A 26,146-nucleotide genomic window follows, 5' to 3' on the forward strand; every position below is an offset into this window, starting at 1 on the left:
ATGGCAAGCGTTCGGGTAATGGCTAAACTTTCAAAAGTTCGACTTGCTGATTTATTGTTAGTTTGCATACAGGGAATGGGCAAAAATTACTGCATAAGCCTTGCACTTCGGTTCAAGCAGTAGCGCTCTGCTGCTTGGAGTTACAGTTTCCCCGGAAATATGCCGGCTTACAGAAGCCATGATCCCCCACCCTACGCGGGAAATCTCCCGGAAAAGCGCGTGGTACCCTTGTATAGAGTGAACCCTAAGCAAACATACCTGCTGAGCCTCGAAGCCAGTAGTGTTGGCGCATGAAGACGGTTTCCCCAACTCCCATCGGTTCCAATTCAAGGAGCAAGTATATGTAATCAGTCCACAATGTTCAGTGCCTGCCGCAGCAAGACCCGGATGCTCTCCGGGACGGAAGGTATGGGCTCGGGTTGAGCCAGTCGCCACGTCTCAATGGCGTCGGTCAAATCTGGATAAAGGCGGAGTCCGATGCTTCGGCCGATCCCAGTTGGCGGACGACCCCGACCACGTTTTTTATTGCTATCAACTATTGTATTCATCGTTGCCAATACCCATATAGAAGACGAGCCGAGGCGAGACTGCCATCCCGCACCCGGCTCTGATCATAACATTTCACCGAAGGAAATATCATGACTAATCCCACCCCTAAAGCCGACCCAGTTCTGTGGGAAGGCGCAGTTGCGACTTATAAGACGTCGCTCGACGCCTTCATGGCTCACATGGCAGCTCGCCCTGGGCGCATACCGGTCAAGCTGGGCCACGAATACTACAAGGCGCAGAACCGGATGATGAAGCTTGCAGCCCCTGATCTCGAAGGTATCTACGAGAAGCTTCACGCCATTTTCTTTGATGATCTGGACTATGATACGCCCGAGAGCCAGTGGAAGTGCATGCTGATGGGCGATGTTCGGCGGCTCATCCTCGAATCCCAAAGCTGAAGCGAAGAAGGGCAGGGGCCGCGTCGCCGCAACCTTTCAGGCCCGCACCCAATTGGTCACAGCCACTCGCCCTGAGCTTTTGGTTATGTTCGTGGGCTTTTCTAATTTCATCAATTCAAAGGACATTATCGATGGATAATCCAGTTGCGCACATCGTGCCTGCCAACCCCGACGCCTGGAAGAATGCGCTGACCATCTATCAAAGAGAACTTGCCGCTTTTGTCGATCAACGCGGAAACGAGACCAGCTTTGCAAAAGCCAAAATGGCGATGATGGGCCTGGCAGCGCCCGATATCGATGGCATCATGCAGAAGCTTCTCTGTCTTTGGCGCCTTGATCTTGACGAGCAAGGTCTCGACAGCCGCTGGAAGTGGAAGATCATCGATGATCTGCACATCATTCGCAACGCTTCGCTGCGTAAGGACTGAAAATGGCAACGTGTGCGGGCGGTTAAAAATGCCGTCGCCTCCGCCACCGCCCATGTCCATGCCCTTGGCAAGGGCGGAGGAATTCGACATCGTGATGGCCACGCCGGGGTTCACACCCCGGTTCTGGGCGGATTGCTTCGGCTGGGCCGAGGTTCCCGACCAGAAGCCCGCCCACGCCGAAGCGATTGCCAATTTGGTATCTGTCACCGAGGCAGATGCAGAAAGGTTACTCGCCAAGTTGCTCCAGCGACGGCCACGGTTCTCGGGCGATGTCCCGATGCCCGTGACCATGATGCTTCGGAGCAAGGGCGAGGGCATGGACGGTGCCGAGCTCGGCAGCCACTTCGGGGTTCCGCCACGGAACATTTACAAATGGCGGAATTCCGACGTTTTCGATCCACTCACCGGTCAGGTTTTGCGGTGAACCGAGTGGAGGGCCAACTTACTTGATATACTGCATTTCGTTTTTTTGCTGATTACCTGGTAATCGCTTTGTCCTTTTTACCGATGGTGTTTACGGAGTAAACATTATTTCCTCAATAGTCTTTCTCTTATATATATTACTATTCATCTGGCTTAGAAGAAGAAGAAGTAAATAAATAAAGGGATACTGGACTACTGATTACAAGGTAATCAGCTAAAAAACGAATTGTAGTATATCAAGTAAGTTGGACCGCCACTCGGTTCGTCGCACTTTCACCCGCACCACTGGCTATTCCGCCCCTTTGAAGGGAACCCTTCGTCATGTCTGTTTCGCATACTCGCCAGATACTGATCGACGCTCGCGCTTTGATCTCCGACCCCGCCCATTGGGCAACAGGCACAATGGCGAAGGACGATTACGGCGACAACGTCCCCGGCATGGCTCAGGACGCCTGCAGGTTCTGCGCGACGGGTGCCGTCCGCCGCGCGTTATTGGCTTCGAGGCCAATCACTTTGACGTTGGAACAGCCCGAGCAAGCATGTCGCCGGAATGCTGCAAAGATATTTGGACATGTATTGACCAGCCTGCGCTCAAAAGACTCTGCAGAGTCCACCAGACCACCAAGATAAGCTTTAGCTACCCCACTGGCTCCTGGACCCCATTTCGAGTCTGGCGGCCCCTCCGAGTCCGTTTAACGCTACATTCGATGTCCAGCAGCGTGGCTCGACAATCAAGCAGCTGCTTTTCGGGGAGGAGCAAGCACAAGGCCAGGACGGCAAGTTGACCAAGTAACTTGAGTGACTACCTTGTAGTCGCGCCGCAAAACCCTTGGTTTTCCAAGCAAAAGAGCGGACATCGTTCTCATCGCCAGGCTCACCGCTTGGTGACGAAAAGACAAACTCCGCCACGCCCCCCGTCAATATCAGAGAGTTTCGAACATGATCGTTCAAACAAGCGGCGCTCATGCCGCAAACGCAGACCGAAGCCATGTTACAGCGCCCAGGCTGCTGACAGAGATGCAGGCCGCCAAGTACATGGGCAGAAGTCAGACCAGCTTTCGAAAGCAGGTCGCGCTTCACGTCCTGCCGCAGCCCAGTACGGCGAACGGCAACCGCAGACTTTGGGATCGAGCCGTGCTCGATCGGTACATCGACATTTGTTCAGGCCTCAACGCAGGGAACGATAACTCATGGGACGACTTATGATCCGGGGCGTCGTCGAGAAGAACGGCAGTTTCTACCGCCGGTTCAAGGTCAAGATCGGTGACAAGTGGAAAGACCACTACGTAAAGCTTCCGCACCCAACCGATCCGCGGTTTGCCGAGGAACTTGCTCGCATCAACGGCAAGCCGCCAGAGCGGGCAAAAGTGGGGAGGGGGACAATCCGCGCCCTGGTGATCGAACAGCGCACCATGCTCGCCAAGACCGACATGGCCAAGACGACGCGCACCAACTGGGCTTATTACTTGGGTCTGATCGAGGAAGAGCATGGCCATCGCCTGGTCTCCGAGCTCCGCAAGGCCCATGTCTACAAGATCAGGGACGCAATGGCCGAGACACCTGGCAAGGCCAACAGCTATATCTCGAAGATGCGGGCGATGCTCGACTTCGCATGTGAGCGCGACTGGATCTCGGCAAACCCCGCGTCAGGCGTGCCGAGCCTCCCGATGGGCGAGCACGATCCCTGGCCGGCCCATGTGCTGGAGGCAGCACTTGATGCAGCCGACCCGATGCTGCGCCTCGCTATCGTCACCGGCCTGTGCTCGGGCCAACGGCTGAGCGATGTCATCCGGATGGAGCACGGCTGGCGCAACGGCAAGATCATGGAAGTCCGCAGCAAGAAGACCGAGACCGATGCGGCCGTGCCGATGCACCCGATCTGGCTAGCCGAAATCGCCAAGGTCCCCAAGAAGTCGGTGACCCTGCTCTACGACCGGTTCGGCAAGCCCTTCTCGGGCACAGACAGGGTCCAGGAGCGTTTGCGCAGACTCATGCACAGCCTCGGCTTCATCGATGACGAGAAGCAGCTCCTCTACACCTTCCACGGCCTCGGGAAGAACGCCTGCTGCTATCTGACTGAGTTGGGCCTGAGTGATACCGAGATCAGCGCCATTGTGGGTAAGACCGCGGAGACCGTCAGACACTACGCCAAGAAGGCAAGGGTGCTGATGGTCGCTCAAGGAGCATCGGAACGGGTCTTCGCCGGGCGGATCTCTGGGTTGAATTGAGCGCCCTATTCCAGGGAAGAAGAGCCCGGGCAGTCTGCGGCTCGAAACTGAAAGGGGGCAAGTACCTCACAAAGTCACTATCCCAACCAGAAATGACTCAATCGATGATAAGAACCCCAAGCGAAGTCTACGCCGGTCTCGTGTTTGTTCGCAGCCTCCTGTCACATCCATCACGCTGGACGAGGGGCGCAATGGCCCGAAACCTGAGAGGTGAACCCGTCAAGCCGTTAGACTGGAATGCCGTTTCCTGGAGTCTGGAAGGTGCAGTCAGGCAAGCGGCGGAATGGCATCGGAACTCACAGAAATCGGCGTTGCACCCCGATCGCCGGGACTGCGGTTCCGTCAATCTTTCCCGCGCGCTGATCAGCTCCCAGCGGGTGCTGGGTGTCCCCCTCGTCGCATTCAACGACAGAGATCATACAACTTATTTCGACGTGCTCGACCTTATTGATCGAGCTATTGGCAAATTCGATCCTGCGACCCATTCCAGAAAGACTGTCACACGAAGCACTTGGTGTTGATGCGACCGACAATGCGGGTGAGCGGGCTCATATCGCCTGGGTGGCCCGATAACACATGGCAAGTAAGAGATTCGCCATGGGGCGCTTTGTTATCCGGTTAAGTCTGCTTTGTTGGACGATCCGGAACGGCGGCTTTAGGGAGCAAAATTGCAAAAAGCGGTCATTCGATCCGATCGACGATGGCGTCAGCAACGCGCCTCCATTTTGGACATAAAGTTGCGTGGATGCGTTGCCCATAAGCAGACATATGGACGCTACATGCTGTCGTGCCCCCCTTGCCCTAACATCGTTACCGGCTGGCGCGATTAATCTGTCAGTACGCTAGCGCCAGCTCGTGGGACACGAAAGACTTGCAACAAATCTAATCATCGATCAGATAGGATTGAATTGTGCGATTCGAATTGATCTGGAGTCAGCTCGAAAGTTTGGACACATTGGGAGCTAAAAATGGCAAGCGCGTTTAAATACGGCGTCTCAACGTACAGCTACGTTGACGACTATGGATCGATCATGACTCTTGAGGACGCGTTCGATCATATCTCGGATACAGGGGCGACGGGCATTGAGATCCTCGGCGAGGGGCAGATTGAGGGGTATCCAGAGCCGAGCAGCGCGTGGCTCGATAACTGGTTCAGCCTGCTTAACCGGTACAATCTTGAACCGACAAATATGTGTTCTTGGGTCGATATGCGGTTGACACTAAGCCACAACCTGACCGTCGAGGAAGGCACGGCCGAACTTGAGCGCGACCTGCGGCTTGCGCACAAGCTTGGGTTCAAGTTCCTCCGCCCCAAGTTCGGTGTGACCTCGTTCGATCTAATTCCCGAGACAAACTGGGAGGCCTATGTCGAGCGCAACCTTGATCTGGCGCACAAGCTTGACGTCATCATGTGCCCCGAAATCCATGCGCCAACGCCGATCAAGCACCAGGTCGTCGATGGCTATATCAATTTCATTGAGCGTACCGGCACCAAGAATTTCGGCCTGATGGTCGACACTGGAATTTTCCAGGACCGGCCGCTGACCCATTGGGGCTCTCATCAGATCAACGAAGAAGCGCGCAAGCACATGGAATTCCTCAACGGCATCGCCGTCAACCCGGAGGAGTTCCTCGACATCGCCAAGTATGTTGTCTTCATCCAGGCGAAGTTCCATGACATCGACGACAATCTTCACGACCTGAACATTCCTTGGAAGCCGGTGATTTCGGCGATCAAACGCTCAGGCTACTCAGGGTATCTTTCCAGCGAATATGAGGGGCTGCGGGCGCCGTGGCGGGCGATCGACCAGGTCCGGCGCCAGCACGTGCTGTTGCGTCAGCTTGAACGCGAATACGACGAAGGCAAGTTCGCCTGAGCCGGCCGGACAAACAGAGGATTTGCGATTACCATGCTTGAACATCAACTCATCCAGAGTACCGGATTCCGCAATTTCGGTCCCGCAGGCGCGCGCCAGGGCTTTGCCGTCCGTATCCGCATCCCGAACTACCATGGCACCCGCCTGTCGCAGCTCGACGGGTTCGATGTTACGCTCGACGGTGAACATTTCGACCATGAAGTCAACCGTTTCGGAATTCGCGACGAGGTCTATACCATGGCTCAGATGCGCGAAGAGACCGTCGCGCGCTGGGGCCTGCTCGAATGGGGCGAGATCCTCGTCGACAAGCCCGGCGGACTCTTGCCTGGGGTCCACAAGGTCGAGGTCCTGGCCCGGATTCGCTACTCCTATTTTCCGCCCGACGTGCACATCTTCCCGATGCGTGCCGAGAGATTTGCCACAATCTGCATCGCCTAGGCTCGCCTAAGCCAAACCCCGGGGAAGGACAGCAGTCATGACGACGGACCTCGAAGCTATTCTGGATGTCGCCGAGTTTCGCGCGGTTGCCGAGCGGGAGATGCCGGAAAACTACAAGGCCTTCGTGAACAATGTGGGCATGGAGCAGACGCTGGAGGACGACCTTCGCGCCTGGAGCAGCATGCATTTGCGCCCGCGCGCGCTCGTCGACGTCACGCATGTTGACACGTCCGTCACCGTGCTGGGCGAGCGCATTTCCATGCCGATCATCACTGCGCCCTTTGTCGGTTCGACGTTCGTCCATCCGGACGGAGAGATCGCCACGGCAAGCGGCGCAACGGCAGCCGGGACTGTCAGCACGCTGAGCATGATGGGCTCACGCCCGCCAGAGAAGGTCGGGGCGGCGGCGGGACGATATTGGCAGCAATTGTATTGGGTCCGCGATCGCGGCGTGCTGCGCGACATTGTCGCGCGCGCTGTTGTAGCCGGTGCCTCTGCCCTGTGCCTGACGGTCGACCTGCCGGTCATGCCTTCATTTCCAAGGCCGATGCGGGAAGCGTGGCAAGCACTCTTCCCCCATTGGGAGAACGGCGAGCATGCGATGTATGCCGTGCGTGACTATCGCGACAAGCCGTTCGGAGCGACCTTTCCCGACCCGGGCGTCACCTGGGCGGATCTTGAGTGGCTGAAGGGCCTGTCCGGCTTGCCTCTCATCCTCAAAGGCATCATATGTCCGGAAGATGCCATTCTGGCGCGCGATCACGGCGCGGCCGCGGTGATCGTGTCCAACCATGCCGGTCAGGGCCTCAAATCATCACAGCCGGTCGCACACGCGCTCCCAGGCATCGTTGATGCGGTGGGAAGTGATCTGGAGGTCTATGCCGACAGCGGCATCCGCAGCGGTGCGGACGTGCTTCGGGCCCTCGCGCTTGGCGCGAAAAGCGTCCTCATCGGTCGGCCCACCATCTGGGGACTCGCCGCCGGCGGCGCGGCAGGTGTCGAGCGCGTTCTGCAGCTTCTACAAACTGAACTTGAAGAGGTCATGGCCATTACCGGTGCCTGCCGTGTCGAAGACATCAATAGGTCTGTGCTGGGGTTCCCGCCAGCTTATGCGCGCTAAACTCTGCACCACACAGCAGCGGCAAACCGGCGCTTCTAACGAATGGTAGATGCCTGAAGACGCATCTCCGCGACCATTGCGTCGTTTGGTTGCAGGACAGATATAGCTCCGCTCACTTCCTGGCGGTTCACCGCACCGGTCATATGGCTGACGGGTTCAACGCAAAACCAGTCGGCAGAGTGCGGCACATAGACGGAGGTCAACGAGAGGTTCTCCGAACAATCAATCTGGACCGCCAGATTGCGATCCGGCCAGAAAAGCTGCAACGCACCTATGCGACCAGCGTAGACCGTATCGACGTTGCGTGTGCCGACCGCCGCGCCATTCCACCAATCGATCGCACGGTCCCGCTCATCCAAAGTGGTCGGAAGTCCGCTGGCGTCGCTTTGCCACTCGCCGTAGTGCAGGCCAAGGTAACGGGTCGCACTCGTGCGCGGGAAATAGGGATGGAAGCCCAGCCCGGCGGGCATTGCCTCGTCGGCAAGGTTCGAGAGCGCAAGGCGCGAGGTCAGCCCCCCGTCATCTAGCGCGTAAACCAGCTCGGCGCGGTAAGGCCAAGGCCATTCCTTGCCAAGATACAATTGGTGAAGTCGCAATGTATCGTATGTCACCTCACTCACAATCCATTCGGAAAGCCAGCCATAGCCATGAAGGGGATTGTACGGATCGACTGCCGGCAAGTTCGGCGACAGTGAGACAGGGCGGCCCTGCCAATCAAAGCGTCCACTGACGATCCGGTTTGAGAAGGGCACGAGCGGGAAACAAGCCACATCAAGAATCTCTGGCCCCGCTGCTTCGCGCATCAGCTGCTGACCGCGCCATTCGAAAGCCAGGATCGAGCCGCCGCGCGATGGCGCGACAGTCAAGCGATAGTCGCCTGATGCAATCTCGATCCTCGCTTCCACGGCCTGGTCTCAGGCCGTCAGCGCGCCCAGGTGGGTTTCCCAGTTGATCGTATCATTGTGCGAGTGGGTAAATCCGATCGACCGTTCGAAATCGACGCAAGCCTCTCTCCGGAACGCGGCGATATAGGTCCGCCGCCAGCGGTTGGGTGAACTGTTGCCGCCCGAACCGTGGATAATCATCTCGTCATGCACGGTTATATCGCCTCGCTTGAGCGGCAGTTCAACGATTGGATCGTCAGCGGTCAGTTCCACGCTGAGGATATGCGACTTCTCACGATCCTCGCCCATCAGTGGACAATGTGGGCGCAGCCCCTTCTTTTGCGAGCCGGGAACAACCTTGAGGCAGCCGTTTTCGCTGTCTGCGTCGTCGAGCGCCAGGCTGCAAGTGGCGGTCAGCGGCTCAGGGGTGCCGGTCGGCCAGTAGCCAAGGTCCTGGTGCCAGGTGAACACTGCGTCGGGCTTGGCCGGGCGCTTGGCGAGAAACTGATCATAATCGAGCGTCGCGGTCTCACCGATCAGTTGGCGCGAAATCGACGCAGCGCGCTTCTCGTAGATGTTGCCCTGGAGGTCGGGCCGATACTTCCGCGGCAACACCGCGTTGACCAGGCTGAAATCCTCGAATTTGCGATCGTAGGGGCCCGACATGTCGCAGAAGTCCCGCCCCATCTCGGGGACTTCGCCGCGGATGAACCGCTCGAACTCGGGCTCGATTGCGGCAAGCTCTTCTTCAGTCAACACATCGCGAAGCGTGACGTAGCCGTCGCGATGGAACTGTGCGATCTGCTCTGCCGAGAGGATATAGTCGTCGCCTTGCCGGCCCAGTCTCTGTTCGGTCATTTCTAGCCTCCAATGATTGCAATTTGGGGAAGCCGCGAGATCGGCGTGATGGTGATGTCGCGGAAATAGGTTTCGGCGCCTTCCGACTGAAGCTGGATTCGGCCTTCCAAAAGGGGACGCTTCGCGCCCTTTTCATCCGTGGTGGTAAAGCCGCTGGCGGCCATTACGGGAATACCATTGACGACGTGTATCGCGCGGTCCCCCAGCACATAGATGTCGAGCGTATTCCACTCACCAAGTGGACGTTCGGCATCGATACCCGCATCGACATTGAAGGCGGGCATCTGGATCGGGCCGAGACGGCCACCCAGCATGAAGCGGCGAAACGGATAAGCGATCGATGGATCGCGCCCGACTTCGACATTGGCGCCGACCCGCCAGTCGACCGTCCGGAACGAATGGGTGCCCTTCGAATCGCCAACCGTAAGCAGCATGCCAACCGATTTTGGTACGATCTCGAACTCCAGCGCCGACATCCAGGTACCGAAGAAGGCGCCATAGGCACCGTGAGAATGGTACAGCACCCCATTGTTGCGCGGCATCGGGAACCAGGCGTTCTGGCCCCATTTGAACTGCAGGTGCAGGTGATAGTCGCGATAGCTCCTCTTGGTGATCAGCCCGCCCCAAATTCTCCCGCTCGCGTAAATTGCCGGGCGGCCCTCTTCCTTTACGACGCCAAACACGCCGGTCGTATCATGGTTCAGTCCAATCGGTTTGGCGGTGGGCTGGCCATAGGTGTCGCGCGGATCGGTATAGCCAAGCCAGCTGTCCCAGCCGTCGAGATTGCGGTTGTTGAACAAGCGCACGGGAGCACGGTGCCCCTTCGGCAGATTGGCGAGCTTCAGGTTCTGCACCTTGTACGGCGGATCACTGGCAATGACGGCCTGCTCATCCGGGGTCGAGCCATCTGGCGGTCCTTCCTGGGCGGTCGCAATTGCCGGAAACGCCAGCAGCATGAGAGCCAGGAGTGCGGGGCGGTGGGGTCCGAACATGTTGATCTCCTCGGGCTGCATGCCGACGCAGCCCTTCCATATTTTGAGGTCAGGGGGCTGGGTCGAAGTCGAATGGCGAAGGCGTGAGCGCGATCAGGTCCGCATCGGCAACCGGATCGAGTACCTCCGGGCGCACGCAGGTGGTCTTGAGGACAATCGGCTGGTGGGTGCGCGCGGCGATCGCGATCGCTTCCATCACTTCGACCGAATGAACGATGAAGTCCGCGGCCGTCCGATGCCGCTTGCCGTTGCGGATTGCGAGCGCCAGGTCGATCAGGCCGACACCGCGATAGTCTGCGACCGGCTCGCCAACATGATTGCGGCTGTTCGCTCTGGAAAAGGCGAGCCCTTCGCTGTCAAGCGATTGTCGTCCCGCACCAGGGGTGGTCAGGGCCGCTTCGCCGCTGAAGAACATCGGGTCGGCCAGTGCAAGAATGCCGTCGGAGCCGTAAAGCTCGCCGGGCCGTAGCATCGGCGTAATCACATCGAGCGAGAGGACCAAACTGACCGAGGCGGTCTCGAACTCCAGGATCGCGTTGAACGTGCTGTCGACCTCAACCGCGAAGCTTTGACCAGCAAGGGGACCGCGGCGGATAACGCGCTCGGCCTGGCCCGATCCCGAGGCCGCATAAACCCGGCGGACCGGCCCAAGCAGGTTGATCCACATCGCGATGTAATAGGGTCCCACATCAAATGGCGGCTCGCCTCCCGCCCGGTAAAACGCCGCCGGATTGGGGTGAAACATCTCCAGGCCCGGCAGCCCGATGAATGATGTGCCGAATACCACGCGGCCGATCGCGCCGTCATCCAAGGCTCGGCGCGCAGCCTGGTGCACGCTGCCATAGAGCGTATCGGGAGCTGAGCCGATCATCACCATTGCACGCGCCGCATTGGCGGCAAGTTCGCTGGCGACCTTCGCTGAAAGCGCGAAGGGTTTTTCGGAATAGACGTGTTTGCCTGCTGCAATGATGGCTGCGTTCAGGGCGTCATGGGCAATGGCCGGGGTGAGATTGACCACCATCTCGATCGAATCGTCGGCAAGCAGGGTGGCAATGTCCGATCCGGTCGCGCCATATCCCGCCGCGACCTGCTCCGCCTTGACGGCGCTCCGCGAGGCAATCCGATGCAGCGCGACGGCCGGTGAGCGCGAGATAGCACTTAGATAGACCGGACTGATATCGCCGATCCCGATCACGCCAACCCGTACCGGCTCCATCGCCATCCCACTCCGCTTGATCCAATTTAATCGCTGATTAAATCAAGCCTGCTTCGGAGTCAACTGCCAGGCAGTGGCGGCCGAGGCAATGGTGGCTTCACCGTCTCCGATTCAGCAAGCCAGCGGTCCAGCGAACGCGCGTTCGCGAGACTGTCAGCTTCGCTCATGCCTGGATAAGCGAAACAGGCGTGGCCGGCGCGGATCGACTCGTTGGCGGCTTCAAACTGAAAGCTGTAGACATTGCGCTCTTCGGTAAATCGAATGATCTCCGGCTCGCCATGCGGCGGCAAAAAGCGGATCTGGGCAGTGCCGCCATACTTGCCGGAGCCGAACCAAAACGCATCGACTTCCAGCCGGCCTCCCGTGCCCATCAAGTGCAGAAAATTGTCCTGATGGAGCGCCAATGAGATCGACATCTGCGCGATTATGCCATTGGCGAATGTTGCCGTCGCCACCGCGATCTCCTCCACCCCGGTCGGGCCGTGGCGCGCATAACTGCTGAGTTCGACGCTCGAGATCGTCGCGCGCGCCGGCGTGCCCTGCCATCAGCCGGGCCATCGACATTGGATAGCCACCCAGATCAAGGATCGCTCCGCCGCCGAGCTCCGGCTTGAACAGACGATGCTCGGGCAGGAACACCGGGATCGCAAAGCCGAACGAAGATCGGATCAATCGAAGTTCGCCAATCTTGCCCTTATTTACCAGTTCGAGAAGGAAGGCAGTCATGGGATGGAGCCTGTACATGAAGGCTTCTCCCATGAAGGTGCCAGCCTCGGTCGCGGCGGTAAACATGGCTTAGACTTCTGCCGCATTCATTGCTGCCGGTTTTTCGCTCAGCACGTGCTTGCCTGCTTCGGCTGCCTTGATTGCCCATTCGGCGTGGAACGGATGCGGTGTCGCGATGTAGATCGCGTCGATTTTCGGATCGGCAATCAGTGCTTCGTAGCTGCGGTGGACTTTCATTCCTGGAAAATGCTCGGCAAGCTCGGGCCGATCCGGATTGCGCGTGCCAATTGCCACAACCGTGCCGGTAGCCGACCCTTCCGTCCCGCGCAGGAATTCGCGCGCGATCCCACCTGGTCCCAGTATTCCCCAACGCACCAGATCTTCAGCCATCGGCCCGCATCCTTGCTATTTAATCACCGATTAATTAAGGCACCTCTATCGCCGGGTCAATTCCTGATGATGCCCTGTGCAGACCTACTCCTTTGGTTTGAGGATGGATGTGATGAAGATTTCGCGCGAAGGCTTGCAGAAGTTCTCGGTCTGGCTGGCGCAGATTATGATCGCGGTCCCTTTCACCGGCATAGCAATCATGAAACTGACCAAACCGCTGGTCGAACTTGCCGCGGGCGTCCCATGGGCGCTGGAATACCCGATAATGGTGCGTGTGATGGGCGCCATTGACCTGCTCGGCGCAATCGGCATGGTATTGCCGGCACTGACCCGCCTCCTGCCCGGCTTGACGGTATGGGCGGCGATCGGCTGCGTTGCATTAATGGTATGCGCCATCATCTTCCATCTCACGCGTGGCGAAGCATGGGCGACATCCATAAATATGATCTATCTGTTGCTGGCGGCCTACGTTTGGTGGGGTCGCGCCAAGCGCTTTCCTATCGTTCCGCGCAGCTTGAAAAAGATTTGATGGCTGGCATGGCAGCGTAATGATGTTAGGGCGATCGCCTCACCTGGAAGGTATTCATGAGCGTCAAGAAGCCATACCATAAAGAGAATCTGCGTCGTGACCTGTTAGACGCGGGCCGAAAATATGTACGCGACAATGGCCATCAGGGCCTGTCGATCCGTATGCTTGCCCAGCAGGTTGGGGTTTCGCCAGGGGCTCCCTATCATCACTTCCCGGATCGGCGCTCGTTCCTCCTGGCTTTGGCCGTGGACCAGTTCGACGCGCTCTTGCAGGAGGCCTCACAAGACACTGAAGACGGCCTTTCGTCGACTGACGTTGTCAAGTTGAGGGCGATGAAGTTTGTTCGCTTCGCCCTTGATAATCCGCATATGCTGGAGCTTATGTATGAGAGCGACCTGACGCGTCCCGATGTAGCTCCGCAGCTTCAGCAATATCAGGAGAAGAGCCATCAATCGGGTGCCGACTCTATCCTGCGTTGCCTGCCGGATATTAGCGAAAAGGAAGCAGGCATGCGTAACATAGGACTGTGGACTTCCATCTATGGTCTGGTCTCGATGATCAACAAGGGCATCATTCGTCCCTTTGGTGATGGCGAATATAGTATCGACGAAATCTGCGACTGGGTTGTAGATCGCGCCGTGAGATCGGCTCTAGCGCCCTAGCAGCGGCAGGCAAATTGCGGACCTAACCAACTTGCCCTTCAAATCATTGGCCTAAAATCCCGAAAACCGGCCCGGAGCAGCAACCGCCGTCATCAATTTCGCGCAATTTCAATCTAATCGATGATTAGGGTTGACGATTCGCAATCGTGAATTTAATCGCCGATTAGATTCTCTCGCTGGAACTCCGGTTCCGAGCCCCGGCGCGGTGACCATCAGCGGCACCTTTGCGGCGGCATGGGGGTCAGCGGAAAAATGCTGGATCATCGATGCAACGACCGGGAACATCGTCACGATCGCGAAAATCGGCAGAAACCCCGCCACGACAAGTGTAAAGCCTTGCGGACGCAGAGTAAGGTTGTTGAGGAAGCGCGACACCGGACTCATTTGAGTCTCCATCGGCACCTCTTGGTCGAAGCGATTGCTTTATGAGTAAGCCGGCCAGTTTCGATCAGTCGTTTGTTGCAATTTAATCACTGATTAGACTATACGTGATCGACGAGGCAAGCAAAACTTGTTTGCCTCGTCGATCAGCCATTGCGGATCCGCGATCTTGCCCATGTCCGGTGGCACTGGTTGGAGGAATCCGGTTGCGCTTTTCGAATGGCGCGTATGCAAGGGATATTTAGATGAAGTACGAGATTTCGGTGAATCTTGAATACGCATTTCAGGACGCGGGAGAGACGATTCAAGAACGTATTGCTGCCGCCGCCGCAGCCGGGTTCTCCAAGGTCGAGATATTCCTGACCAAGGGTCGAGACCTTCCCGCCATAAAACGGGCGCTCGACGAGAACGGCGTCGAATTGATAACGACAGTGGCCGATTACCAGACGCAGCTCGTCGACCCAGGCACACACCATGGCTTCTGCGCCACCTTTCGCCAGGCAGCAGAAGAGGCGCTATTCCTCGGATGCCGCAATATCGTCGTGACCTCGGGGCGCGGCGTGCCCTGGCTGAAGCGCCCGGTTCAGCACCGCAACCTCGCCGATGCGCTCGTCCGGCTTCTGCCGATCGCCGAGGAGCTTGACGTGACCATACTGCTCGAATCCGCCAACACGCGGTATGATCATCCTGGTGTTCTCTGCTCAACCACGGCCGACAGCGTTGACGTGGCGGAAATGGTCGGATCGCCGCGCGTCAGGCTGATCTATGATCTCTACCAATCCGTCGTTGAGGGTGAAGATCCTGAAGTGGTCCTGCCTCGGGCGATCCACCTGGTAGATCATGTACAAGTTGGAGATGTTCCCGGGCGCGGCGAGCCAGGCTCAGGCACGCTTGACTGGCCAGCGCAGCTAGGTCTGCTCAAACGTCTGGGGTACCGGGGACTGATCGGTCTCGAACTCATGCCCACCCGCAGCCCTACTGGTGATGCGCTGGCCTATATCAAGCAGCTCTGCACGGAAGTTTAAGCCATTCGCGTACGGCAAATGTCCGCTTTCTTGATTGCTAAGCCGCAAACGGACAGTCCGCTAACGGCCGCGTTTGTGACGTCCCGGTGCTCTTAACAAACGGCAGCTATTAGCGAGTCCGCCTGAACTCCTGAATGTCCGAAATGTTCGCGAAAGCCGACGTGAAGCTCTCAACAATAGCATACGGGGTCCACCGGTTCTCACGCCCGCAAACAGATCAGTTGTGCACTCGGTGATTCATCCAAGTCGCAGTAATTGCAGCAGTTCTAAACCAGTCGCGTCACAAGCTTCTCTAAGCCACAGATGCTACATTGCCCCTTTCGCCGTTCAAAGCCGTCCGAGCCCGCGAGGTCACGTGCTTTGCGGCGGGCATTTTGTCGGGCAGCCAATTCGAGCTTCTCGGCCACGCAACCGTCGCAAATCGGTTCGGGTGAGAGGCGAGCAACCAGCGCACGAACTTTGTCTAGGACCGTCATAATTGTCTCATCACATGTGCGGCGCGTGATAGCAATTACCAGGTTGTCGGGTTGGTGTATGGCCTGCTGGAAACTGGCAAAGCCTAGGCTGAGACGGCTCAAACACTCCCAAAATTGGGGGCTATTTTTGACCTTGTGGGAAACATTTTGAAATTTGTGGGAAACTTCGAATTCCAGCTGCACCAGAAACGCCCGACTTCTGCGGCTGGTGACCCCTACGGGAATCGAACCCGTGTTTCAGCCGTGAAAGGGCCGCGTCCTAACCGCTAGACGAAGGGGCCGTCAAAGCGAGCCGCGCGCTTACCAGAAAAGCAGCGTGGGTCAACCATGTTTGGAGTGGCAGACGGCCTGCAGCTTGTTTCCATCGGGATCGCGCACATAGGCGCCGTAATAGTGCGGATGGTAATGCGGCCTCAAACCGGGGGCACCTTCATCGGTTCCTCCATGTTGCAGCGCCGTTGCATGAAAGGCATCGACGGTCGCCCTGCTTTTCGCGTGAAAGGCAACGTGCGTGCCGTTGCCATGTGTCGCTTCAAGCCCGTCAAACGCGGGGCCAATGAAGATCTTGGGGCCGGTTGCCTCTCCAAAGGCAATGCCCTGCTCATGCTCGAACAGGATCGGATGCCCGAGTACGGACATCACAGCGTGCCAGAAGGGTCTCGCACGCTGCCAGTCATTGGTGCCGAGCGTGACATGACTGAACATAAGAGCCTCCTCCTTCAATCCAGAAATGCGACGTCGTCTATATGCAGCTCTGCTGCTGCGCGCGCACCCCAGTCATCGATCTTTGCCCGACCGGCAACCCAAAGCCGCCGGTCGCGGCCTGCCCCAAGCAGCGCTTGGCCAAGCGGGGTTTCGGACTGACGAAACGCGACCGTCTTCAAGGAACGGCCGTCATCGCCTGCCATGACGGCACGAACATGATTGGTGCCCACGATATCGGCCTTGATGACACGCATTGGTCCAGCGGCAATACGGGGGGCAGGCCAGCCCATGCCATAAGGGCCACCCGCCTCAAGCGCCTCGACGAAGGTCGGCGTAACTCCGCCCGTTGCGACCACGGCATCGAGCAGCAGACTGGCGTCCTCTCCTGAGCGTGCAACATCGGCGGCAAGCCGGTCTTCCAGAAAATCTGCCAAGGCGTCGATTCGATTTGCCTCGACCGTAAGGCCAGCGGCCATTGCATGGCCGCCGCCGGCAACAAGCAGGCCAGCGTCCTTCGCAGCGAGAATTGCTGCGCCAAGATCCACCCCGGTGATCGAGCGCCCCGATCCCTTCCCAAGCCCATCGTCATCGAACGCAATGACAATTGCGGGTCGATTGAATTTTTCCTTCAGCCGCCCGGCTACAATTCCGATGACACCGGGATGCCAGCCGTTGCCGCAGACAAGAGCAACAGCACGATTGCCCTGGCCCAGCGCCATGGCTTCCGCAGCCTCCTGTACTCCGGCCTCGATGGCGCGGCGCTCCGTGTTGAGGCGATCAAGCTCCTCGGCAATCTCGCGGGCTTCGATCGGGTCATTCGTCGTGAGCAGCCTGACCCCGAGGTCCGATTTTCCGACCCGTCCGCCAGCGTTGATCCTTGGCCCCAACGCAAAACCGAGATCAGAACAGATCGGTGCGCGCTTGAGGCGTGATGCCGTGATGAGCGCATCCAGACCGATATTGCGCCGCCCAGCCATGATCTTAAGCCCTTGGGACACAAAGGCGCGATTCAATCCGCGCAAGGAGGCAACATCGGCAACGGTGCCAAGTGCAACGATATCCAGCAGTTCAAGCAACTTGGGCTCTGGGCGATCCGCGAAATGCCCGACAGTCCTCAGGTGCCGAATGAGCGCCGCTCCGAGCAGCCACGCGACGCCAACAGCGGCAAGATGGCCAAAGGCCGCGCCATCATCCTCATCCAACCGATTCGGATTGACCAGCGCAAAGGCTGCGGGGAGGTCCGTCGCACATTTGTGGTGATCAACGACGATTACATCCACGCCAGCGTCGCGTGCCATGGCCAATGCATCGAAGGCCTGCGCCCCGCAATCGACCGTAACGATCAGGGTCGATCCGGCCTGTTTCAGCCTGACCAGCGCTTCGCCCGATGGACCATAGCCCTCCATCAGCCGGTCCGGGATATAGGCATCCGCTTCCAGGCCGAGGTCCCGCAGCAGGCGAATCAACAAGGCGGCTGACGTTGCGCCATCGACGTCATAGTCGCCAAAGATCGTTACCTTTTCGCCCGACCGAACGGCCTGCGCGATCCGCTCCGCAGCCTTGTCCATGTCGCGGAAAATGGACGGATCGGGCATGAAATCCCGAATGGTCGGACTTCTGTGCGCCGCAATCGTCTCAGGCGAGCACCCGCGGGCGAGAAGCAACTGGTCTACAAGGTCATCACACTCCCCGGCGGTGCCGCGCCAGGTCCAGAGGCGGCCTGTTACGGAACGGGGAAAGGAGAGGGGCAACGACATGAGCAAGGCTTAAGCTTAAGGCGGCGAAAGCCGCAATCATTTAGTTGGCGGCTGGGCTTTGTCGGGCGGAGGCTTTGCATCGATTGAGAGGCCGTCACGGTCAAGCTTCAGGTTGATGCCCACGTCTCCGACGTTCGTGTCGACCGAAATACTGCTGTCATTGCCAATGCTGATCACACTGTCGTTTCCGAGCTCTATCGGCACCAAGTCGGACAAATTCCCTGTCACGTCCTCTTCAGGCTTGGTTGGCGGGGGCAGGGCGGCCCCACTGACGGCCGCCTCCATGAAAGTCCGCCAGATCTGTGCCGGGACGCTGCCGCCATGGATGCCGCCGAGCGGCGCATTGTCATCATTGCCGACCCACACACCAACCACGAGATCGCCTGCAAAGCCGATGAACAAGGCGTCGCGATTGTCCTGGCTGGTACCGGTCTTGCCATAGGCCTTGACGCGCAGCGCAGCAGCGTGACCCGTGCCCTGACTGATCGGGGCAGCCAGCAGTTCAAGCAGCATGTCATGCGTGTCAGAGCCGAAAGTTCGCTGCGATGAAAGCAGCTTGCCCAACAGGCCCGGTTCTTCTTTCGGAATTCCGTGCGGGGTTACGGGGTACCGGTCGGCCGCCACGGCTGCAAAGGCCGATGTCAGTTCGAGCAAGGTGACGCCGGAGGTTCCAAGCGCAAGGCTGGGATCGTCCGAAAGCGGACTTTTGATGCCCAGGTCACGCGCTGCCTTGATCACGGCAGCGCCTCCGAGTTTCTGATAGAGCCTGACGGCAGCAACATTGCTGGAACGGGCAAAGGCTTGTTTGAGAGTGATTTCCCCGCGATAGCGCTCGCCACTGTTTTTCGGTCGATAGCCTCCTGTGGTGATCGGGCTGTCGTCGATCTTGCTTTCCGGTGTCATGCCGGCCCGCAATGCCGCCAGATAAACGAACAACTTGAAGGTTGATCCCGGCTGGCGCAGCGCTTGTGTCGCGCGATTGAAGGGCGACTTGTCGTAGGAACGACCGCCGATCATCGCGACGACTTCACCGTTGGGCCTCATTGCAACAAGGGCCACCTGAGCCCTGCCAAGCGGAGCCCCGCTGATCGCAGACCGTGCGATCCTTTGCAGGCGGGCATCAAGTGTGGTCTTGATCTCCTGCGCGCCATAAGAATCTTCCGCGATGGCGCGTGCTTGCGGCATCGCCCAATCTGCAAAATAGGTGCCTGTCGGCAAGCCGCTCTCGATCCCTCGGGTGATCGTCGCGGCGGGGGCTGACCTGGCCTTGGCTTCGGAAATGAATCCGGCAGCAGCCATCGCATCGAGCACCAAGCGCGCCCGCTTTTGTGCGGCCTTGGGATTTTTGGTCGGAGCAAGGCGGGACGGGGCCTGCACAAGGCCTGCAAGCAGAGCTGCCTGCGAGAGTGTGAGGCGCTCGGGCTGGCGATTGAAATAATGGTGCGACGCTGCTCTCAGCCCATAGACATTGTCGCCAAAATAAACGTTTGAAAGATATCGCTCGAGGATCTCGTCCTTTGTCAGCCAAGCCTCAAGCCAGAAGGCGATCAGCATTTCCCGCGCCTTGCGGCTCAGGCTGCGTTCGGGAGTCAGGAAGGTTATCTTGGCGAGCTGCTGTGTAATCGTGCTCCCGCCCTGGGTTCCGCCACTGCCCAAATTGTTCACGGCCGCACGGGCCAATCCGCGCGGATCGATTCCCCAGTGGGAATAGAAGCGCCGGTCTTCGATAGCGATAAAGGCTTGGGTGACATGCTTTGGCAGTTTGGCGATCTTCACCGGTTCGGAAATAATGGCACCATTTTGGGCAAAGGCTTGCCCATCGGCGGCCAGCAGCGTCAGTCTTGGAGGGGCAATGGGCTGCAGCGACTTTGATAACGGTGCCGTAAACACGAGCCACAGGAAAATGATCATAAAGAGGGCCGCAAATGCAGCGAGCCCACGCCTTATCCATTTCCACCGGCTCGTCCATTTTGATTGAGCCGGGCCGAGGGGAAACTCGGGATCTTCTTCATAGGGCGCAATCCAGTCGCGACCGTAGTCTGGATCGTCAGCATTGAGCATCGGGCTGGACATTAATGCTGTATTATCGGGCTATGACAGCGCTGGCGAGTGAAAATTTATGCGCGCGCGCCCTTGTGGTGTTCGCCCCTGACCCAGCGAACAGTGCCCGAGCTTGCCCGCATGACAACGCTCTCGGTCGTCATCGTGCCATTTTTGAGCCGTTTGACCCCTTCAAGGAGCGAGCCATCGGTCACGCCGGTTGCCGCGAATATGCAATCGCCCTTGGCGAGTTCCTCGAGGTCGTAAATATGATCAAGGTCCTGGATGCCCCATTTGCGGGCCCGGCTCTTTTCATCGTCATTGCGGAAAAGCAGGCGACCCTTGAACTGACCGCCAACGCAACGCAATGCAGCCGCCGCAAGCACGCCTTCCGGAGCGCCGCCAGAGCCCATGTACATGTCGATTGTTGTATCCGGATCGGTCACAGCAATGACACCCGCCACGTCGCCATCCGGAATAAGCATGATCCCGCATCCGATGCTCCGCAATTCGGCAATCAGCTTCTCGTGACGCGGACGATCGAGAACGCAGACGATGATTTCATTGGGCTCGACGCCCTTGGCCTTGGCGACCGCTTCCACGTTTTCGGTCGGGGTCTTGGCAAGATCGATAATGCCGTCCGGGTAACCCGGTCCCACAGCAAGTTTGTCCATATAGACATCGGGGGCATTGAGAAGATTGCCTTCTTCCGCGACTGCAAGCACCGCCAACGCATTCGGTCCGGCCTTGGCCGTAATCGTCGTGCCCTCAAGAGGATCGAGCGCAATGTCGATCTTCGGGCCGGTGCCGATGGCACTGCCGACCTTTTCGCCGATGAACAGCATCGGCGCTTCATCGCGTTCGCCTTCGCCAATCACAACAGTTCCATCCATTGCCAGTTCGTTGAGTGCGGCGCGCATTGCCTCCACCGCAGCAGCGTCGGCGGCCTTTTCGTCGCCGCGGCCAATCATCTTTGAGGCAGAGATAGCGGCGGCCTCGGTGACGCGCACCATTTCGAGGACGAGGACGCGATCGAGAACTTTGGAAGCTATAACCATGATTTTGAAGTTTCCCGTGAAGACTTGAGAGGCCGATAAGCGGAGATAGGTTAAAAATCCAGAATAGGCATCATCATTGGTGCCGCGACCAGGCTGGGCGATCCCGACAATGCCGAAAGCGCATCGGTTACGGCGCTTTCCGGTCCCTCATGTGTCGTCATGACAACAAGGACGCCACCGCCCGGAGCTTCGCCGCGCTGGATCATGCTTTCGATCGAGACGCCCGCGTCGCGCATTGCGGCCGTGATTTCGGCGAGCACACCGGTTCGGTCGGCAACGATGAAGCGCAGATAGGCTCGTCCGACGCGCATGCCGGCGTCGGCCTTTGGAGCTTTTGCAAGACTGCTCACCGGCATCGCAAAGGCCGGACCATATTCGCCACGAGCGACATCGATCAGATCGGCAACAACGGCAGATGCTGTCGGGCCTTCGCCTGCACCACGTCCCTCGAAGAACAGCCTGCCAACGAAATTCCCTTCTGCGACAACCGCATTCATCGAGCCCGCAACATGTGCAAGGGGGTGGCTCGCTGGAACAAGACAGGGATGAACGCGCTGGAACAGTCCGTCCGGACCTGCGGCGGCCAACCCCACCAGCCGGACGCGAAAACCGAGGGCTCGGGCCTGTGCAATGTCTCCCGCCAGCACGTTGCGGATACCCGTGATGCTGACCGCGTCGAAGTCCAGTCGCGTGCCGAACGACAGTGTCGCCAGGATGGACAGTTTGTGGGCTGCATCGATGCCATCAATGTCGAAGCTGGGATCGGATTCTGCGTAACCGAGCGCCTGCGCGTCAGCGAGGACTTCGGCAAAGTCGCGGCCCTCGCTTTCCATCGTCGTCAGGATATAGTTGCAGGTCCCGTTCAATATTCCATAGACGTGCGTGATTTCGTTCGCGGCCGCCCCTTCGCGCAGGCCCTTGATGACCGGAATTCCACCAGCCACAGCCGCTTCATATTTGAGGGCAACATTGGCAGCCTCGGCAGCCTGGGCCAGTTCGACGCCATGATGCGCAATCATGGCCTTGTTGGCAGTGACAAAAGCCTTGCCGGCACCAATGCTTGCCCGGGAGAGCGCGAGCGCCGGGCCATCCGATCCGCCGATCAGTTCGACAACAACGTCTACGTCCACACGCCCCGCAAGCGTGACCGGATCGTCGCTCCAGGCAAAGCGGGAGAGATCGATCCCCCGCTCGCGGTGCCGGTCGCGCGCTGAAACCGCAACCACCTCGATGGGACGGCTGGCGCGGCGCGTGATCAGGTCGCGGTTGGCATCCAGCAGCTTGATGACGCCGCCACCGACTGTACCCAGACCTGCCAATGCAACGCGAAGTGGCTGACTCATGCCCCAAACCCTTTAAATTTGGTGGCTCTCTAGGCGGCGCCAGCGATGAAGAAAAGGGCAGCGACCAAGAAAAAAGGGGCCGTGCCCACAGCACGACCCCTTAAACGGGTTGCGATTGTCAATCGATCAGTAGCTCGCAAGGGCAACATTGCCAGACATCGCGGCAGCCTTGGTGTGTGCTTCGCGCACGGCCTGATCATAGCAGGCCTTGCCCAGCGCAAAGGACGAAAGGCTGCGATCACCTTCGACATAGCAGACCTGCTCGGCTGCCGTGGAAATGCGGCGCGTGAGCTTTGCACGGCCTTCGGCGCTGGTCAGGTTGAGATCAGCCGTGCGTACGGACGTTGACGAAGGGGCTGCAAAAGCAGGGACGGATGCGGCTGTGCTGATCAATGCGGCCAATACAAGAATGGACTTTTTCATGGGGTGTCTCCTCAAAACTTCGATGTGCCGCAACGGAGTAAGGGATGGGGGACGCTGCGGCACAACCTTGGAATAGGGGAAATGCGAGACGGCTGCTCTGTGTCTTCGACCAATTTGCCCCCGTATTAGACAAATAACACGCATGACCGACAGTTGGCGGAAATCCGGGGACAAGCAGCCGATCCGCTTCGACGAACGACGGGGCTTTTATCCAGCGAACGGGCCGCGCACCCACTTGCGTCAACTGAACATATATGGAACAGGTTGATCATGTTGACTCACATATCTGTGCGCGGTGCGCGCGAGCACAATCTCAAGGGCGTGGACGTTGATATTCCGCGCGATACTCTGACCGTGATCACCGGACTCTCCGGATCCGGCAAATCGAGCCTGGCCTTCGATACCATCTATGCCGAGGGGCAGCGACGCTATGTCGAGAGCCTGTCCGCCTATGCGCGGCAGTTCCTCGAAATGATGCAGAAGCCTGATGTCGATCATATCGAGGGCCTCTCGCCCGCGATCAGCATCGAGCAGAAGACGACCAGCCGGAACCCGCGCTCCACCGTCGCGACCGTGACAGAAATCTATGATTACATGCGGCTCCTCTGGGCCCGGGTCGGCATTCCCTATTCCCCGGCAACCGGCCTGCCGATCACGGCGCAGACGGTCAGCCAGATGGTCGACCGGGTGATGGCGCTGCCGGAAGGGACGCGAGCGTACCTGCTTGCACCGGCGGTGCGGGGCCGCAAGGGCGAATACAGGAAGGAACTGGCCGAATGGCAGAAGGCGGGCTTCACGCGCGTCCGCGTCGACGGCCTGTTCTTCGATATCGAGGACGCACCCGCGCTCGACAAGAAATACAAGCATGACATCGAGATTGTGGTGGACCGGATCGTCGTCCGCGAAGGGATCGAGACGCGGCTGGCAGATTCGTTCGAAACCGCGCTGAAGCTGGCGGACGGGCTGGCCTATCTCGATCTGGCCGATGCCCCGGCAGAGCCGGTCGAAGCCAAGGCCGTTCTGGGGAACAATGCCCCGCCGGGCCGCATCGTCTTTTCGGAGAAATTCGCTTGTCCGGTCTCCGGCTTCACAATTCCGGAAATCGAGCCGCGGCTGTTCAGCTTCAATGCCCCGCAAGGGGCCTGCCCCTCGTGCGACGGGCTGGGGGAGAAGCTCTATTTCGATCCCGAACTCATCGTCCCGAACGAATCCCTCTCGATCAAGGCCGGGGCGATCGTGCCCTGGGCCAAGTCCAACCCGCCCAGCCCCTATTACATGCAGGTGCTGGCGAGCCTTGCGCGGCATTATGATTTCTCGCTCGACACGCCCTGGAAGGACCTGCCCGAGGCAATCCGCGATGTGATCCTCAACGGCTCGGGCGGGACGGTCATTCGCCTGACCTTTCAGGACGGGCGCAAATCCTATGATGTGAACAAGAGCTTCAACGGCGTTGTCGGCAATCTCAACCGCCGCCTGCTCCAGACGGAGAGCGCCTGGATGCGCGAGGAGCTGGCGAAATACCAGGCCTCTGCGCCGTGCGAGACGTGCGGCGGCGCCCGGCTCAAGCCCGAGGCACGTGCGGTCAAGATCGCGGGAGAGGATATCAGCATCTCAACCCGCCGCAGCGTGGTCGATGCGCTTCATTGGTTCGGCAGCCTCAACGAAAAGCTGAATGACCAGCAGCAGCAGATTGCCAAGGCGATCTTGAAGGAAATCAACGAACGGCTCGGCTTCCTCAACAATGTCGGGCTGGACTATCTCAACCTCAACCGCACATCGGGCACGCTGTCCGGCGGGGAGAGCCAGCGCATCCGCCTTGCGAGCCAGATCGGCTCCGGCCTGTCGGGCGTGCTCTATGTCCTTGATGAGCCAAGCATCGGGCTCCACCAGCGGGATAATGACCGGCTCCTCGAAACGCTGAAGCGCCTGCGCGATCTCGGCAATACGGTCATCGTTGTCGAGCATGACGAGGATGCCATTCGCCACGCCGACTATATCATCGACATGGGGCCCGGCGCGGGCGTCCACGGTGGCGAAGTCGTGGCGCGCGGGTCGCTCGCCGATATCGAGGCCGCCGAAGGCAGCCTGACGGCGGACTATCTGGCCGGGCGGCGCGAGATCCTCGTCCCCAAGAAGCGCCGCAAGGGCACCGGCAAGAAGCTGACGGTCAAGGGCGCGCGCGAGAACAATCTGCGCGACGTGACGGCCTCGATCCCGCTTGGCACCTTCACCTGCGTGACCGGGGTCAGCGGCTCGGGCAAGTCCAGCTTCACGATCGACACGCTCTATGCCGCCTCCGCCCGCGCCTTGAACGGCGCGCGGATCATCGCGGGCAAGCATGACAAGATCGAGGGGCTGCAATATCTCGACAAGGTCATCGATATCGACCAGTCCCCGATTGGCCGCACCCCGCGATCCAACCCCGCCACCTATACCGGCGCCTTCACCAACATCCGGGACTGGTTCGCCGGCCTGCCCGAAAGCGGCGCGCGCGGATACAAGCCCGGGCGCTTCAGCTTCAACGTGAAGGGCGGGCGGTGCGAGGCGTGCCAGGGCGATGGCGTCATCAAGATCGAGATGCACTTCCTGCCGGACGTCTATGTCCAGTGCGACGTGTGCCACGGCAAACGCTACAATCGTGAAACGCTGGAAGTGAAGTTCAAGGGCAAGTCGATTGCCGATGTGCTGGACATGACGGTTGAGGACGCGGTCGAATTCTTCAAGGCCGTCCCCTCGATCCGCGACAAGATGGCAATGCTGGCGGAAGTCGGCCTCGGCTATGTCACCGTCGGCCAGCAGGCAACGACCCTGTCAGGCGGCGAAGCGCAGCGCGTGAAGCTCGCCAAGGAACTCAGCAGGCGGGCGACCGGCCAGACGCTCTACATCCTCGATGAACCCACGACCGGCCTGCATTTCGAGGATGTGCGCAAACTCCTCGAAGTCCTCCACGCACTTGTCGAGCAGGGCAACACTGTGGTCGTGATCGAACACAATCTGGACGTGATCAAGACCGCCGACTGGATCCTCGACCTCGGCCCCGAAGGCGGCGTGAAAGGCGGCGAAGTGATCGCCGAAGGCACGCCGGAGCAAGTCGCGGAAAACCCGCGGAGCTATACCGGCGGGTATTTGAAGCCGCTGTTGGCCAAGGGGAAGCGGGCCGCGCCGACGGAACTGGAGCTGGATGCGGCGGAGTAGGGGCCGCTAACCAAAAAAAGTTCCT

At 59.1% G+C, this 26,146-nt stretch carries 26 protein-coding genes, 1 tRNA gene and 1 pseudogene; 13 read left to right on the forward strand and 15 right to left on the reverse strand.

The window, feature by feature from the left end; all coding sequences use genetic code 11:
- Positions 1–638 precede the first annotated feature (638 nt).
- The 9 genes from K0O24_RS12330 to K0O24_RS12360 all read left to right on the forward strand — a co-directional run bounded on the left by K0O24_RS12330 (position 639) and on the right by K0O24_RS12360 (position 7,461).
- Positions 639–947, forward strand: coding sequence for a hypothetical protein (locus tag K0O24_RS12330; RefSeq protein ID WP_219893032.1), 309 nt, complete (start codon positions 639–641; stop codon positions 945–947).
- Positions 948–1,078: 131 nt separating this feature from the next.
- Positions 1,079–1,375, forward strand: a complete 297-nt coding sequence (locus tag K0O24_RS12335; protein WP_219893033.1) for a hypothetical protein — start codon at positions 1,079–1,081, stop codon at positions 1,373–1,375.
- A 52-nt stretch (positions 1,376–1,427) separates the two neighbouring features.
- A complete protein-coding gene (locus K0O24_RS12340) occupies positions 1,428–1,799 on the forward strand; it encodes a hypothetical protein (protein WP_219893034.1) in 372 nt (123 codons plus the stop codon).
- 320 nt (positions 1,800–2,119) lie between these two features.
- Positions 2,120–2,428 carry a DUF6197 family protein gene (locus K0O24_RS16970; RefSeq protein WP_425514739.1) on the forward strand — a complete coding sequence of 103 codons (309 nt, stop codon included), beginning with the start codon at positions 2,120–2,122 and terminating at the stop codon, positions 2,426–2,428.
- 572 nt (positions 2,429–3,000) lie between these two features.
- Entirely contained in the window at positions 3,001–4,026 is a 1,026-nt protein-coding gene (locus K0O24_RS12345; RefSeq protein ID WP_246610992.1) for a site-specific integrase, read from the forward strand.
- A 104-nt stretch (positions 4,027–4,130) separates the two neighbouring features.
- Positions 4,131–4,547 carry a DUF6197 family protein gene (locus tag K0O24_RS16975; RefSeq protein WP_425514740.1) on the forward strand — a complete coding sequence of 139 codons (417 nt, stop codon included), beginning with the start codon at positions 4,131–4,133 and terminating at the stop codon, positions 4,545–4,547.
- Between the two features lie 447 nt (positions 4,548–4,994).
- On the forward strand, positions 4,995–5,903 hold the full coding sequence (locus tag K0O24_RS12350; RefSeq protein WP_219893036.1) for a sugar phosphate isomerase/epimerase family protein: 909 nt from the start codon (positions 4,995–4,997) through the stop codon (positions 5,901–5,903).
- Between the two features lie 33 nt (positions 5,904–5,936).
- Positions 5,937–6,341 (forward strand): C-glycoside deglycosidase beta subunit domain-containing protein, encoded by a 405-nt coding sequence (locus K0O24_RS12355; RefSeq protein ID WP_219893037.1) that lies wholly within the window; start codon positions 5,937–5,939, stop codon positions 6,339–6,341.
- 37 nt (positions 6,342–6,378) lie between these two features.
- The gene (locus K0O24_RS12360; protein ID WP_219893038.1) at positions 6,379–7,461 is read left to right on the forward strand and encodes an alpha-hydroxy acid oxidase; all 1,083 of its coding nucleotides are present in this window, start codon (positions 6,379–6,381) and stop codon (positions 7,459–7,461) included.
- Between the two features lie 35 nt (positions 7,462–7,496).
- On the opposite strand, the gene K0O24_RS12365 is transcribed toward K0O24_RS12360, so the two are convergent.
- From K0O24_RS12365 to K0O24_RS12390, 7 genes and pseudogenes are all read right to left on the reverse strand, one after another.
- On the reverse strand, positions 7,497–8,366 hold the full coding sequence (locus K0O24_RS12365) for an aldose 1-epimerase (RefSeq protein WP_281421656.1): 870 nt from the start codon (positions 8,364–8,366) through the stop codon (positions 7,497–7,499).
- Between the two features lie 9 nt (positions 8,367–8,375).
- Complete coding sequence (locus K0O24_RS12370; RefSeq protein ID WP_219893040.1) at positions 8,376–9,203, reverse strand: phytanoyl-CoA dioxygenase family protein; 828 nt, start codon at positions 9,201–9,203, stop codon at positions 8,376–8,378.
- A 2-nt stretch (positions 9,204–9,205) separates the two neighbouring features.
- Complete coding sequence (locus K0O24_RS12375; RefSeq protein WP_219893041.1) at positions 9,206–10,195, reverse strand: 3-keto-disaccharide hydrolase; 990 nt, start codon at positions 10,193–10,195, stop codon at positions 9,206–9,208.
- A gap of 49 nt (positions 10,196–10,244) precedes the next feature.
- Positions 10,245–11,390: a Gfo/Idh/MocA family protein gene (locus K0O24_RS12380; protein WP_219893042.1), complete on the reverse strand. Its 1,146-nt coding sequence runs from the start codon at positions 11,388–11,390 to the stop codon at positions 10,245–10,247.
- Positions 11,391–11,470: 80 nt separating this feature from the next.
- A complete protein-coding gene (locus K0O24_RS12385) occupies positions 11,471–11,866 on the reverse strand; it encodes a hypothetical protein (protein WP_219893043.1) in 396 nt (131 codons plus the stop codon).
- Between the two features lie 94 nt (positions 11,867–11,960).
- A pseudogene (locus K0O24_RS16980) lies at positions 11,961–12,203 on the reverse strand (Gfo/Idh/MocA family protein); the annotation flags it as partial.
- A 3-nt stretch (positions 12,204–12,206) separates the two neighbouring features.
- Entirely contained in the window at positions 12,207–12,527 is a 321-nt protein-coding gene (locus K0O24_RS12390) for a Gfo/Idh/MocA family protein (RefSeq protein WP_219893044.1), read from the reverse strand.
- Between the two features lie 112 nt (positions 12,528–12,639).
- Here K0O24_RS12390 and K0O24_RS12395 point away from each other — a divergent pair, with 112 nt between their 5' ends.
- Both K0O24_RS12395 and K0O24_RS12400 read left to right on the forward strand, forming a co-directional pair.
- Positions 12,640–13,056 (forward strand): DoxX family protein, encoded by a 417-nt coding sequence (locus K0O24_RS12395; RefSeq protein WP_219893045.1) that lies wholly within the window; start codon positions 12,640–12,642, stop codon positions 13,054–13,056.
- 56 nt (positions 13,057–13,112) lie between these two features.
- Entirely contained in the window at positions 13,113–13,718 is a 606-nt protein-coding gene (locus K0O24_RS12400) for a TetR/AcrR family transcriptional regulator (RefSeq protein WP_219893046.1), read from the forward strand.
- Between the two features lie 108 nt (positions 13,719–13,826).
- Here K0O24_RS12400 and K0O24_RS12405 read toward each other — a convergent pair whose 3' ends face one another.
- Positions 13,827–14,102, reverse strand: a complete 276-nt coding sequence (locus tag K0O24_RS12405; protein WP_219893047.1) for a hypothetical protein — start codon at positions 14,100–14,102, stop codon at positions 13,827–13,829.
- A gap of 242 nt (positions 14,103–14,344) precedes the next feature.
- On the opposite strand from K0O24_RS12405, the gene K0O24_RS12410 reads away from it, so the two are divergent.
- Positions 14,345–15,124 (forward strand): TIM barrel protein, encoded by a 780-nt coding sequence (locus K0O24_RS12410; protein ID WP_219893048.1) that lies wholly within the window; start codon positions 14,345–14,347, stop codon positions 15,122–15,124.
- A gap of 682 nt (positions 15,125–15,806) precedes the next feature.
- Here the strand turns inward: K0O24_RS12410 and K0O24_RS12415 are convergent.
- The 7 genes from K0O24_RS12415 to K0O24_RS12445 form a co-directional block, all read right to left on the reverse strand.
- Positions 15,807–15,881, reverse strand: a tRNA-Glu gene (locus tag K0O24_RS12415).
- 40 nt (positions 15,882–15,921) lie between these two features.
- Positions 15,922–16,305 (reverse strand): VOC family protein, encoded by a 384-nt coding sequence (locus K0O24_RS12420; protein ID WP_219893049.1) that lies wholly within the window; start codon positions 16,303–16,305, stop codon positions 15,922–15,924.
- Positions 16,306–16,319: 14 nt separating this feature from the next.
- On the reverse strand, positions 16,320–18,062 hold the full coding sequence (gene recJ / locus K0O24_RS12425) for a single-stranded-DNA-specific exonuclease RecJ (protein ID WP_219893050.1): 1,743 nt from the start codon (positions 18,060–18,062) through the stop codon (positions 16,320–16,322).
- 36 nt (positions 18,063–18,098) lie between these two features.
- On the reverse strand, positions 18,099–20,135 hold the full coding sequence (locus K0O24_RS12430) for a transglycosylase domain-containing protein (protein WP_246610993.1): 2,037 nt from the start codon (positions 20,133–20,135) through the stop codon (positions 18,099–18,101).
- Positions 20,136–20,179: 44 nt separating this feature from the next.
- Positions 20,180–21,160 carry a class II fructose-bisphosphatase gene (gene glpX / locus K0O24_RS12435; protein ID WP_219893051.1) on the reverse strand — a complete coding sequence of 327 codons (981 nt, stop codon included), beginning with the start codon at positions 21,158–21,160 and terminating at the stop codon, positions 20,180–20,182.
- 50 nt (positions 21,161–21,210) lie between these two features.
- Positions 21,211–22,503, reverse strand: a complete 1,293-nt coding sequence (locus K0O24_RS12440; RefSeq protein WP_219893052.1) for a homoserine dehydrogenase — start codon at positions 22,501–22,503, stop codon at positions 21,211–21,213.
- A gap of 126 nt (positions 22,504–22,629) precedes the next feature.
- A complete protein-coding gene (locus K0O24_RS12445; RefSeq protein WP_219893053.1) occupies positions 22,630–22,926 on the reverse strand; it encodes a UrcA family protein in 297 nt (98 codons plus the stop codon).
- Between the two features lie 270 nt (positions 22,927–23,196).
- Between K0O24_RS12445 and uvrA the strand changes: the two genes are divergently transcribed.
- On the forward strand, positions 23,197–26,121 hold the full coding sequence (gene uvrA / locus K0O24_RS12450) for an excinuclease ABC subunit UvrA (RefSeq protein ID WP_219893054.1): 2,925 nt from the start codon (positions 23,197–23,199) through the stop codon (positions 26,119–26,121).
- Positions 26,122–26,146: the final 25 nt, after the last annotated feature.

It is taken from the genome of Aquisediminimonas profunda (assembly GCF_019443285.1).
Classification (GTDB): Bacteria; Pseudomonadota; Alphaproteobacteria; order Sphingomonadales; family Sphingomonadaceae; genus Aquisediminimonas; species Aquisediminimonas profunda.